The organism is Luteimonas sp. S4-F44, assembly GCF_022637415.1.
Classification (GTDB): Bacteria; Pseudomonadota; Gammaproteobacteria; order Xanthomonadales; family Xanthomonadaceae; genus Luteimonas.
Genome location: NZ_CP093340.1, coordinates 16,360 through 29,107, shown reverse-complemented (window position 1 = coordinate 29,107; position 12,748 = coordinate 16,360). Strand labels below are relative to the sequence as shown.

General features: G+C 69.4%; 7 protein-coding genes. 6 read left to right on the top strand and 1 reads right to left on the bottom strand.

What is annotated here, in order from left to right; translation table 11 throughout:
• The first annotated feature begins 88 nt into the window (after positions 1-88).
• From MNO14_RS00145 to MNO14_RS00125, 5 genes are all read left to right on the top strand, one after another.
• Positions 89-913 (top strand): SDR family NAD(P)-dependent oxidoreductase, encoded by an 825-nt coding sequence (locus MNO14_RS00145; protein WP_241944806.1) that lies wholly within the window; start codon positions 89-91, stop codon positions 911-913.
• The gene (locus MNO14_RS00140; protein WP_241944805.1) at positions 910-2,079 is read left to right on the top strand and encodes an efflux RND transporter periplasmic adaptor subunit; all 1,170 of its coding nucleotides are present in this window, start codon (positions 910-912) and stop codon (positions 2,077-2,079) included. The genes MNO14_RS00145 and MNO14_RS00140 overlap by 4 nt, the downstream gene beginning before the upstream one ends.
• Positions 2,080-2,270: 191 nt before the next feature.
• Positions 2,271-5,441, top strand: a complete 3,171-nt coding sequence (locus MNO14_RS00135) for a multidrug efflux RND transporter permease subunit (protein ID WP_241944804.1) — start codon at positions 2,271-2,273, stop codon at positions 5,439-5,441.
• A 21-nt stretch (positions 5,442-5,462) separates the two neighbouring features.
• Positions 5,463-6,215 (top strand): SDR family oxidoreductase, encoded by a 753-nt coding sequence (locus MNO14_RS00130; protein WP_241944803.1) that lies wholly within the window; start codon positions 5,463-5,465, stop codon positions 6,213-6,215.
• The gene (locus MNO14_RS00125; protein WP_241944802.1) at positions 6,209-7,675 is read left to right on the top strand and encodes an efflux transporter outer membrane subunit; all 1,467 of its coding nucleotides are present in this window, start codon (positions 6,209-6,211) and stop codon (positions 7,673-7,675) included. The genes MNO14_RS00130 and MNO14_RS00125 overlap by 7 nt, the downstream gene beginning before the upstream one ends.
• A gap of 48 nt (positions 7,676-7,723) precedes the next feature.
• Here the strand turns inward: MNO14_RS00125 and htpG are convergent, their stop codons facing one another.
• Positions 7,724-9,631 (bottom strand): molecular chaperone HtpG, encoded by a 1,908-nt coding sequence (htpG, locus tag MNO14_RS00120; protein ID WP_241944801.1) that lies wholly within the window; start codon positions 9,629-9,631, stop codon positions 7,724-7,726.
• A gap of 292 nt (positions 9,632-9,923) precedes the next feature.
• Here htpG and MNO14_RS00115 point away from each other — a divergent pair, with 292 nt between their 5' ends.
• Positions 9,924-12,701, top strand: coding sequence for a TonB-dependent receptor (locus MNO14_RS00115; RefSeq protein ID WP_241944800.1), 2,778 nt, complete (start codon positions 9,924-9,926; stop codon positions 12,699-12,701).
• Positions 12,702-12,748: the final 47 nt, after the last annotated feature.

Here is a 12,748-nt window from a genome sequence, read left to right as displayed (position 1 = left end):
ACTGGCTCGGGGCGTCGACCCCCGGCCAAGAGACTCCAACCCCGGTCGAAGCCTGTTTTTCGGGAGACAAAATCCCATGATCGGGACAATGGCTCCGCTGCTGGTGCTGGGCGCGACCGGGACGATCGGCACGCGTCTGGTCGCCCACGCTGCCGCCGCCGGACGTCGGACGATCGCGGTGGCCCGCAACGGCGCCGCGCTCGCTGCGCTGCGCGAGCGTCACGGCGCGACCGTGTTGCCGCTGACCGCGACGCTGTCCAGCGATGCCGACGCCGCCGCGCTCGCCGACCGCGTCGCCGCGCTGGCCGGACCCCGGCCCGGCGCGGTAATCGCGGCGATCCGCGGCGCCGCCCCGGCACGCCGGCTACTCGACGCCCCGGCCGACTTCCTGCGCCGGCGACTCGACGAGGACCTGCTGCCGCATCTGGCCGCCGCACGCCATCTATTGCCGCTGCTGGCACCGATCCCCGGTGGCGCCTATGTCCTGGTCGGCGGCCCCGGCGCCGAGCAGCCCTGGTCGGGCTACGGCCACCGCTCGATCGGTGCGGCCGCGTTGCAGATGCTTGCCCGCGTGCTGCACGAGGAAGCGCGGACGCTGCCGGTCCGGGTGCAGATGCTGGCGATCGACTCGCCGGTCCGCACCGCGCTCAACGCCGCGCATGCCTGCACCCAGTGGCCGGACGCCGATGCGATCGCCGACTACGCACTGCGCATGGTCGACGGCCGCCTGCGCCCCGACGCCGCGCTGCTGCGTTTCCCAACCGACGGCCCGGCGCGCCCGCCCGGCCTGTCCGACGACATCGACCTCGCGCCGCCGCCGTGCGTCCCCGCGTCGACCCACGACACCGCCGCGCAGGCGCTGCTGCAGCGCATCGCGGCCCGTTCCCGATCCCCCCAGGAGTTCCGCTCATGACCCCCATCCTCACTCGCGCCCTGGCCGGTTCATTGCTGACCGCCGCGATCGCCGTCACTGTGGCCGGCTGCGACAGCCGCGCCGAATCGGCCAGCCCGCCGCCGCCGCCCGAAGTCGGAGTCGCCGCGGTGCTCGCCGAGCCGGTCAAGGACTGGAACGACGCCACCGGCCGGATCGCCGCCGTCGAGAGCGTCGAGCTGCGGCCGCGCGTCAGCGGCTACGTCGAGCGCGTGGCCTACGCGGAAGGCGACGAAGTGAAGCAGGGCGACCTGCTGTTCGTCATCGACCCGCGTCCGTACCGCGCCGCGTTGCAGCGCGCCGAGGCCGAACTGGCCCGGGCCCGCGCCGAGGCCCAACTGGCGGCGACGCGGCACGACCGCGCGCAGTCGTTGATCGAGGCCAGCGCGATCTCGCGCGACGACTTCGAGGCCCGTAGCGCCGGGCGCGCCGAAGCCGAGGCCGCGGTGCGTGCCGCGCAGGCCGCGGTCGAGACCGCGAAGCTGGACCTAGCCTTCACCCAGGTCCGCGCGCCGGTCGACGGCCGCGCCGGGCGCGCCTTGCTGACCACCGGCAATCTCGCCCAGGCCGACGCCTCGCTGCTGACCACGGTGGTCTCGCAGGATCCGGTGCACGTCTACTTCGAGACCGACGAGCGCACGTTCCTGCGACACCAGGCGCTGGCCCGCGAGGGCGCGCGCACCGCAGGCCGCAACGCGGTGCGCGTGGGCCTGTCGGATGAAACCGGCTACCCGCATGCCGGCACCGTCGACTTCCTCGACAACCAGGTCGATCCGGCGACCGGCACCGTCCGCGCCCGCGCCGTGCTGCCCAACCCCGACCGCCGCTTCACGCCGGGCCTGTTCGCCCGCGTGCAGCTCGAAGGCGCAACGGCGCGCGAGGCGGTGCTGATCGACGACAAGTCCGTGTTGACCGACCAGGACCGCAAGTACGTCTACGTGCTGGGCGAGGGCAACACCGCGCAGCGTCGCGACATCGTCCCCGGGCGCATGGTCGATGGCCTGCGCGTGGTCGAGTCGGGCCTGGCTGCCGGCGATCGCGTCATCGTCAACGGCGTGCAGAAGGTCTTCATGCCTGGCATGCCGGTCGCACCGCAGGTGGTCGCGATGCGCGACGGCCAGCCCGTCGAGGCGGTCGCACAACACTGAGGTCGCATCGCCGAGGCCTCTGTCTCCGGACGAGGCTGACGCGCGCAGCACATCCGGTGCAAGCCGGGTCTTGCCGAGCAAGCCCGGTGCGCATCCGCCCCCCTCGGGGCCGCTTCTCCGCCGCGGAGAGGGCCCCGCTGTTTCCGCGTTTCTTACGTTGCGGCCTTTGCGCCGCCCACAAGGATTCTCCCGTGGACTTTTCCCGCTTCTTCATCGACCGGCCGATTTTCGCTGCGGTGCTGTCGATCCTGATCTTCGCCGGCGGCCTGATCGCGATGCCCCTGCTGCCGATCGGCGAGTACCCGGAAGTCGTGCCGCCCTCGGTGGTCGTGCGCACGGTGTACCCCGGCGCCAACCCGAAGGTGATCGCCGAAACGGTGGCGACCCCGCTCGAGGAAGCCATCAACGGCGTCGAGGACATGATGTACATCAAGTCCGTGGCCGGCTCCGACGGCGTGCTGCAGCTCACCGTGACGTTCAAGCCCGGCACCGACGCCGACGACGCCGCGGTGCGCGTCCAGAACCGTGTGGCGCAGGCGCAGGCCCGATTGCCCGAGGACGTCCGACGGCAGGGCGTGACCACGCAGAAGCAGTCACCGGTGTTTCTGATGGTCGTGCACCTGACCTCCCAGGACGGCCGCTACGATTCGCTGTACCTGCGCAACTACATGCGCCTACACGTCAAGGACGAGATCGCCAAGATCGCGGGCGTGGGTGATGCCCAGGTCTTCGGCGGTGGCGACTATGCGATGCGCCTGTGGCTGGACCCGGACAAGATTGCTGCGCGCGGCCTGACCGCGGGCGATGTGGTGCGTTCGGTGCGCGAACAGAACGTGCAGGTGTCGGCAGGCCAGCTCGGTGCCGAACCGATGCCCAATGGCAGCGACTTCCTGCTGCCGATCAATGCCAAGGGTCGCCTGGAGACCGTCGAGGAATTCGGCGACATCGTGCTCAAGGCCGGCAGCGACGGCGAGCTGGTGCGTCTGGCCGACGTGGCCCGTATCGAACTGGCTGCCGGCGACTACACGCTGCGAGCGCGCCTGGACGGCAAGAACGCCGCGGCCATCGGTGTCTTCCAGGCCCCGGGCGCGAACGCACTCGAGATCCGCGACGGCGTGGTCGCGACGATGGAGCGGCTGCGGCCCTCGCTCCCGCCCGGCGTGGAGATCCAGTCGATCTACGACACCACGATCTTCGTGCGCGATTCCATCAAGTCGGTGGTGACGACGCTGATCGAGGCCACGCTGCTGGTGGTGCTGGTGGTGATCCTGTTCCTGCAGACGTGGCGCGCATCGATCATTCCGTTGCTCGCGGTTCCGGTATCGATCGTCGGGACGTTCGCGGTGCTGTATCTGCTTGGCTACTCGATCAACACGCTCACGCTGTTCGGCCTGGTGCTGGCGATCGGCATCGTCGTCGACGACGCCATCGTGGTGGTCGAGAACGTCGAGCGGCACATCGAGCTGGGCGCCTCCCCGCTGGAAGCGGCCCACCTGGCGATGCGCGAGGTGTCCGGGCCGATCATCGCGATCGCGCTGGTGCTGTGCGCAGTGTTTGTGCCGATGGCCTTCCTGACCGGCGTCACTGGTCAGTTCTACAAGCAGTTCGCAGTGACCATCGCCATTTCCACCGTGATCTCGGCAATCAACTCGTTGACCTTGTCGCCGGCCCTGGCGGCCAAGCTTCTGCAACCGCACGGCGCGCCGAAGGACCGGCTGACCCGGCTCATCGACCGCGCGTTCGGCTGGGTGTTCCGTCCGTTCAACCGCTTCTTCCAGCGCAACTCCGAACGCTACGAAGGCGCGGTCTCGCGTTCGTTGGGCCGTCGCGGCGCGGTGTTCGTGGTCTATGCCGCGCTGCTGGTCGGCGCGGGCCTGATGTTCAAGATCGTGCCGGCGGGCTTCATTCCGGTTCAGGACAAGATGTACGTGATCGCAGGCGTCAAAATGCCCGAAGGCGCGTCGATCGAACGCACCGACGCGGTGCTCAAGCGGATGGCGGCACTCGCCAGCGAGGTCGACGGCGTCGCCAGCGAGATCGCGTTCCCGGGCCTGAACCCGCTGCAGTTCACCAATACGCCCAACAACGGCGTGGTGTTCTTCACCCTCGATCCGTTCTCCGAACGCAGCCGCAGCGCCGAGGAGATCACCGCCGAGCTCAACCAGAAGTTCTCGACCATCCAGGAAGGCTTCACCTTCGCCTTCATGCCGCCGCCGATCCAGGGGCTGGGCAACGGGTCGGGGTGGTCGTTGTTCGTCGAGGACCGCACGCGTCTGGGCTACGGCGAGTTGCAGGCCGCGGTGCAGGCCTTCCAGGGCGCCGCGATGCAGACACCGGGACTGGGCTATCCGATCAGCAGCTACCAGGCCAACGTGCCGCAGCTCGATGCCGAGGTCGATCGCGTCAAGGCCAAGGCCCAGGGCGTGCCGCTGACCGAACTGTTCGACACGCTGCAGACCTATCTGGGCTCGGCCTACGTCAACGACTTCAACATGTTCGGACGCACCTGGCAGGTCATTGCCCAGGCCGACGGTCCGTTCCGCGAAGACGTGGCGGACATCGCCGCCCTGCGCACGCGCAATGCGGCTGGCGAGATGGTGCCGGTGGGCTCGATGGTGAATGTCCGCCAGACCTATGGCCCGGACCCGGTGATCCGCTTCAACGGGTATCCCGCCGCCGATCTGCTGGGGGATGCCGACCCGCGCGTGCTGTCGTCGGGCGAGGCGATGGCCAAGGTCACCGAGCTCGCCGGCCAGGTGCTCCCGAACGGCATGGGCATCGGGTGGAGCGACCTGAGCTACCAGCAGTCCAACCAGAGTGGCGCGGCGCTGGTGGTGTTCCCGCTGGCGGTAATGCTCGCCTTCCTGGTGCTGGCCGCACTGTATGAAAGCTGGTCGCTGCCGCTGGCGGTGATCCTGATCGTGCCGATGACGTTGCTGTCCGCCTTGTTCGGCGTGTGGCTGGCCGGCGGCGACAACAACGTGTTCGTGCAGGTGGGCCTGGTGGTGTTGATGGGCCTGGCCTGCAAGAACGCGATCCTGATCGTCGAGTTCGCCCGCGAGCTGGAGATGCAGGGCAAGGACATCATCACGTCCGCGCTGGAAGCCAGCCGCCTGCGCCTGCGGCCGATCGTCATGACCTCGGTCGCGTTCATCGCCGGCACTGTGCCGCTGGTGCTGTCCACCGGCGCGGGCGCCGAGGTGCGTTCGATCACCGGCATCACCGTGTTCGCCGGCATGTTGGGCGTCACGCTCTTCGGCCTGTTCCTGACGCCGGTGTTCTACGTCACGATGCGCAAGCTCGCGAACCGGCCGCTCGTCTCGCACGCACCGGTCGCCCCCGCCGCACCGGCCCATTCCTGATCCCCCGCTAGGAGTTGCTCCATGTCCGTTTCCGATTCCCGCATCGCTCTGGTCACCGGCGCCACCCGTGGCATCGGCCTGGAAACCGTGCGCCAGCTCAGCGCCGCCGGCGTGCACACGCTGCTGGCCGGTCGCGATCGCGACCGCGCCGTCGAAGCCGCACTCAAGCTGCAGGCCGAAGGTCTGCCGGTCGAAGCGATCGCGCTCGACGTCACCGACGCGGCCAGCATCGCCGAGGCCGCAAAGACGATCGAGGCACGCCACGGCCGGCTCGACATCCTGGTCAACAACGCCGGCATCGTCGCCGACGACCCGACGAAGGGCACCACCGGCCAGTCGCTCGACACCTGGCGCACGACGTTCGAGACCAACGTGTTCGGCCTGATCGCGACCACGCAGGCACTGCTGCCGCTGCTGCACAAGTCCAAGGCGGGCCGGATCGTCAATGTCTCGAGCCTGCTCGGCTCGATCAGCCAGCACCAGGACCCGGCCTCCGTCATCTACGACATGAAGGGCATACCGGCCTACAACGTGTCCAAGAGCGCGGTGAACGCGTGGACCGTGCACCTGGCACACCTGCTCAAGGACGCCGGCATCAAGGTCAACACGATTCATCCCGGCTACGTGCGCACCGATATGAACAAGGCGGGCGACGAACAGAACGGCGAGCTCGAGGTCGTCGACGGCGCGCGTACCAGCGTGCGGCTCGCGCTGATCGACGACGACGGCCCGACCGGCGGCTACTTCTACTTCGACCAGGCACTGCCATGGTGACGCGCCCGCTCATCACCACCTTGGCCGCGGCGCTGCTCGCCGCCTGCGCCGTCGGCCCGGACCACGTGCGTCCGACGATGGCGGTGCCCGAGACGTTCGGCGTGCAGGCGCCCGCAACCGATCCGGCGGCGTCGGTGCCTGTCGCCGCGCCGGCCGAGGGCGCCTTCTGGCAGGCCTTCGGCGACCCGCAGCTCACCGCACTGGTCGACGAGGCGCTGACCGCCAACCACGACCTGCGCGTCGCGCTCGCCCGATTCGATCGCGCCAACGCCTTGCTGCGCAGCGCGCGCTTCGACCAGTTGCCGACGATCGACGCCAGCGGCCGCGCAACCAGCAGCCGCGCCAGCGCCGACCAGGCACCGGGCGTCCCGCGCGCCGATCGCGACAGCGACGCCTTCGAGGCCGGCATCGGCGCAAGCTGGGAGCTCGACCTGTTCGGCCGCGTGCGGCGCGGCGTCGAGGCCGGCCGCGCCGAAGCCGCCGCGAGTGCCGACGACCTGCGCGCCTTGCAGGTGGCGATCGTCGGCGAGGTCGCGACCGCCTACCTCGACCTGCGCGGTCTGCAGGAACGGCTGCGCGTGGCGACCGAGAACGCCGGCAACCAGCAGCACACGCTGGCGCTGGTCGATGCCCGCCGCAACGCCGGCCAGGACAGCGATTTCGACAGCGCGCGCGCCTCGGCGCAGGCGGCGTCGACCGCATCGCGGATTCCGGCACTGGAGGCCGAGATCGCGGTCGCGACCCACCGCATCGCGGTCCTGACCGGCCGCACGCCCGACGCCCTGCGCGATGCCCTCAGCGCCGCGCGCGATCTGCCCGCCGTGCCGCGCGCGATCGATCCCGGCACGCCGGCCGACGTGGTGCGGCTGCGCCCGGATGTTTCGGCCGCCGAACACCGGCTGCACGCCGCGACCGCGCGCGTGGGCGTGGCGACCGCCGACCTGTTCCCGCGGCTCACCCTGGGGGGCCTGATCGGCAGCCAGGCCGGCGACGTCGACGCGCTGTTCAAGCGCGACAGCGAGACCCGGCTGGTCGCACTCGGTATCGACTGGTCGTTCCTCGACATCGGCCGCGTGCGCGCCCGCATCGCTGCGGCCGATGCCGACGCCGAGCTGGAACTGGCGCGCTACCAGCAGACGGTGCTGCGCGCACTCGAGGACACAGGCAACGCCCTCGCACGCTTCGATCGCGCCCACGACGAGGACGTTGAGCTCGCGCGCGCCGCCCGCGACAGCGCGCGCGCTGCACGACTGGCCCGCATGCGCTTCGAAGCCGGCGCGACCGGGTTGCTCGACGTCCTCGACGCCGAGCGGACCCAGTTGCAAGCAGAAGACGCCTTCGCCGCGGGCCGCACCCGCACCGCGACCGGCGCCGTTGCCCTGTACCGCGCGCTCGCCGGCGGCTGGCCGCAGTCGCTCCCGCAACGCGAGTCCCTCGACACGCAGGTCTCGCAGCGCTGATCGATACCGGCGCCCCTCCCCCGCATCGCGGGGGAGGGCATGTCACCCTCAGCCCAGCAGGACGCGGTTGAGCCGCTGCACGAAGGCAGCCGGGTCGGGCAGCGGCGCGCCGGCCGCGATCTCGGCCTGCTCGAGCAGCAGCGTGGCCAGATCGGTGGCCTTCGTCTCGTCGGCCTCGGCCTCGATCCGCTGCAGCAGCGCGTGCTGCGGGTTGATCTCCAGCGTCGGTTTGCTGTCGGGGATCGCCTGGCCGGCTTCGCGCAGCAGACGCGCCAGGTGCGGGGCCATCTCGTAGTCGGCCAGCGCCAGGCACGAGGGCGAGTCGGTCAGGCGCGCAGAGACGCGCACGTCGCCCACGCGGTCACCGAGCAGGCCCTTGAGCCGCTCGACCAGCGGCGCCGCCGCCTTCGCCGCTTCCTCCTGCTTCGCCTTGTCGGCGGCATCGAGCGGCAACTCGCCCTTGGCGACGTTCTTCAGCGACTTGCCAGCGTATTCGTGCAGATGGCCGAGCATCCATTCGTCGATGCGATCGAACATCAACAGCACTTCGATGTTCTTGGCGCGGAAGGCCTCGAGCTGCGGGCTGCCGGCCGCGGCAGCGTAGCCGTCGGCGGTGATGTACCAGATCGTGTCCTGACCCACGGCCATGCGGCCGACGTAGTCGTCCAGCGACACGGTCTGCGAAGCGCCCTCGCCCTGTGTCGAGGCGAAGCGCAGCAGCTTGGCGATGCGCTCGCGGTTGGCGGGGTCCTCGACGATGCCTTCCTTGAGGGTGTTGCCGAAGGCCTTGTAGAACGCGGCGAACTTGTCGGCATCGTCGCGCGCGAGCTTCTCGATCAGGTCGAGCACGCGCTTGACGCACGCGCCCTTGATGCGCTCGAGCTGGCGGTTGTGCTGCAGCAGCTCGCGGCTGACGTTGAGCGGCAGATCGTCGGCATCGACGACGCCGCGCACGAAGCGCAGATAGTTGGGCAGAAGCTCCTCAGCCGCGTCCATGACGAACACGCGCTTGATGTAGAGCTTCAGACCCTTGCGCTCGTCGCGCCCGCCCATCATCAGGTCGAACGGCGGCTGCGAGGGCAGGTACAGCAGCGTGGTGAAGCTCTGGCTGCCTTCGACGCGGTTGTGGGTCCACGCGGCCGCATCATTGAAGTCGTGGCCGAGCGCCTTGTAGAACGCCTGATAGTCCTCGTCGGAGATCTCGGACTTGGGCTTGGTCCACAGCGCCGAGGCGTCGTTGGCGGTTTCCCATTCCGGCGCGGCGTCGGCCTTGGCCGCGTCCTCGTCCGATGCATCGTCGGCCGGCGTCGGCGCGTCCTTGGGCATGCGGATCGGGAACGCGACGTGGTCGGAGTACTTGCGCACCAGCGCGCGCAGCTTCCAGCCGTCGAGGAACTCGTCCTCATCCGCCTTCAGGTGCAGGACCACCGTGGTGCCGCGCTCGGGCAGCGTGACGTCTTCCAGCGCGTACTCGCCGCGGCCGTCGCTGTCCCACTTCACACCGGCCTCGGGGGCGGCGCCGGCGTGACGGGTGAGCACGGTCACTCGGTCGGCGACGACGAAGGCCGAATAGAAGCCCACACCGAACTGGCCGATCAGCCGCGCGTCGGCTTTCTGCTCGCCGCTCATCGCCTCCAGGAACCGGCGCGTGCCGGAGCTGGCGATGGTGCCGATGTTGGCGACCACGTCGTCGCGGGTCATGCCGATGCCGTTGTCGCGGATGGTCACCGTGCGCGCAGCCTTGTCCCAGCTCACGTCGATATGCAGCTCGCCGGTCCCGGCCAGCAGTTCGGGGTTGGCGATCGACTCGAAGCGCAGCTTGTCGCAGGCATCGGAGGCGTTGGAGATCAGCTCGCGCAGGAAGATCTCCTTGTGCGAGTACAGCGAGTGGGTCACCAGGTGCAGCACCTGGGCGACTTCGGCTTCGAACTTGCGGGTCTCGGTGGTGGCGGTCATGACGGTCCGTGTGGCGTGTTGCGAGAGCGCCGATATTGGTCTGCTCGCGGCGGAATCAAGCCGCAGGCCCGGTGCGACGGTGCCAAGACCCGCGATGTGCGATCCCGGTCGGATGGAGTCCCGTTCAACGAAATTAACCGTCGTTGAATCGTGTTGAAAGCGTTCTGGCTGAACTGAGCACCCTCACGCGGGTTTCACATTAACGAGATCTTAACTGCGCCGACCGTCCCCGGCAGCGCTGCGGGCCGGCGCATTCCCCCTTTGCCCCCTTGCACACAGGACGCCCGTTGCCATGACTCCGTTCACTCGCCGCGCGCCACGCCGCCATGCGCTCGCCCTTTCGATTCCCCTTGCACTGGCGGCCATCGCGCTGCCGCTGCAGGCCGCTGCCCAGCAGAGCACCCCCACGCTGGACCGCATCACCGTGACCGGCTCCAACATCCCGCGCACCGACACCGAGACCGCGTCGCCGGTGCAGGTGATCTCGCGCGAGCAGATCGACCGTACCGGCAAGACCACGGTCGGCGAATACCTGCAAAGCCTGGCGGTCGATGGCGCAGGCTCGGTGCCCAAGAGTTTCGGCAACGGCTTCGCCGGTGGCGGCGCGGCGATCTCGCTGCGCGGCCTGGGCGCGGGCTCGACGCTGGTGCTGCTCAACGGGCGCCGCATGGCGCCGTTCGGCCTGGCCGACGATGGCCAGAAGGTGTTCACCGATCTGAGCACGATCCCGCTCGACGCGGTCGAGCGCATCGAAGTCCTGAAGGACGGCGCCTCGTCGGTCTATGGCTCGGATGCGATCGCCGGCGTCGTCAACGTCATTCTGCGCACCGACTTCACCGGCGCGGTGGCGACCGTGTCCTACGGCTGGTCGGGCGATGGCGGCGGCGACCAGCCCAAGGCGTCGCTGACCGCAGGCACCGGCAGCCTGACCGAAGACGGCTACAACGCGTTCTTCAGCATCGAGGCCGCCAAGACCGACGCCATCCGGCTCTACGACCGTCGCGACCGCGACTGGATCGGGACCGGCGACACCCGCCCGTGGGGTTACGGCATCGGCGGCAACCTGCCCGGCCGCATCACTGGAGGCGGCAGCAACGCTGGCCCCAGCCCGAGCGGCGCGATCCAGAACCCGGTCACCGGCCGCTTCGAGTCGCTGCCCGGCTGCGCCGGTCTATCGGACGTGACCCCGCAGGATCCGGCCGGCGGCTGTCTGTGGGACGTTGCGCGCTTCCGCGACCTGTCGCCCGAAGAGAAGTACGTGAACTTCTTCTCGCGCGCGGCGTTCGCGGTCGGCGACAGCAGCGAGGTGTACATGGAGCTGGGCATCGCCAACAAGCAGACGGTGTTCCAGAACACGCCTTCGAGCGCCTCGGGCGCCTGGGGCTATCCGGGCGGCCCGGTCAATGCAACCGACCCGGGCCCCGGCGCGGTCGTGCTCGGCCCCGACCATCCCGACAACCCGTACCCCGGCACCGCCAACCGCCTGCGCTATGCGGCGTTCGACGTCGGTCCGCGTACAACCTACAACGACAGCCGCTTCATGCGCTTTCTGCTCGGCTTCAAGGGCACGGCCGGGGCCTGGGACTACGACGTCGGATACCTGCACTCGGGCACCGACCTGACCAACGAGCGCACCGGCTTTCTGCGCTACAGCCACGTCAAGACCGTGCTCGAGGACCCCAACAGTCCGGTCGGCTGGTGGCGCATCGGCGACGATGCCGGCCGCAACACCCAGGCGCTGTACGACTACATCTCGCCACGCATCCGCGCCACCGGCCGCACCCGCCTGGACATCCTCGATGCCAAGGCCACGCGTTCGCTGGCCGATCTGGCCGGTGGCCCGCTGGGCCTGGCGGTCGGCGCCGAATACCGACGCCAATCGGTGCTACTCACCCCGCAGACCTACACCGACATCGGCGACATCATCGGCCTGGGTTACTCGGCCTATGGCGGCGTGGAAAAGGTCTCCAGCGCCTACGTCGAGTTGCAGGCGCCGGTGCACGAGACCCTGGAACTGACCGGCGCGCTGCGCGTGGACAAGTACGACGGCGGCGAGACCTCGACCACGCCCAAGGTCGGCGTGAAGTGGTCACCCGCCGACTGGATCGCGCTGCGCGGCACCTATGCCGAGGGCTTCCGCGCCCCGAACCCGGCCGAAGCCGGCACCGGCGGCCTGGCGGCCTACAGCACCGCGGTCGACCCGGTGCGTTGCGCCGCGCCGGGCCACGAGGAACAGGACTGCCAATCCCAGTCGATCGCGCTGATCACCTCGCCCAACCCGGACCTGCGGCCCGAGGAATCCAAGAGCACGACGCTCGGCCTGGTGCTCTCACCCTGGACCGGCGGCTCGCTCGCACTCGACGCATTCCGCATCAAGCGCACCGACGAGATCTTCGGCGGCAGTGCCGTAACGGCGATCGCCGCCGGCGGTGCCAACGTGATCCGCGGCACCAACGTGATCCCCGGCACGCCGGGCAGCGGCTCGATCCTCGCGGTGCTGGTGGGTTACGAGAACGCCTCGTCGACAACCGTCGAGGGCTTCGACGTCGATCTCGAGCAGCGGATCGAGCTGGGCGATGCGGGCCGCCTGCGGCTGGACCTGCAGCTCACCCACATCAGCAAGTTCGAACGCGTCGATGTCGATGGCTCGGTGTATGAGTTCGCCGGCACTCACGGCAACTGCGATGTGACCAACTGCATCGGCACGCCGAAGAACAAGGCCAATTTCGGCGCCACCTGGGAGATGGACCAGTTCGCCATCAGCAGCGTCGTGAACTGGCGCGACAGCATCAGCAACTTCGCGTACGAAGACAGTGGTTGCGCGAACACTTTTGTGAACGGCGCCGAAGCCCCGCGCGGTTGCAAGCTGGCCTCGTTCTACACGATCGACCTGTCGGCACGCTGGATGCCGACCGAGCACTGGGAAGTGTTCGGCTCGGTCGCCAACCTCACCGATCGCGTCGCACCGCTCGATCCGTTGACCTACGGCGCCATCAACTACAACCCGATGGACTTCAGCGGCGCGATCGGCCGCTACTTCACGGTCGGCGCGAAGTTCAAGTTCAACTGACCTTCCCGCAATCGGCAGGACCCGGACGCCCCGCCAGTCGGGGCGTC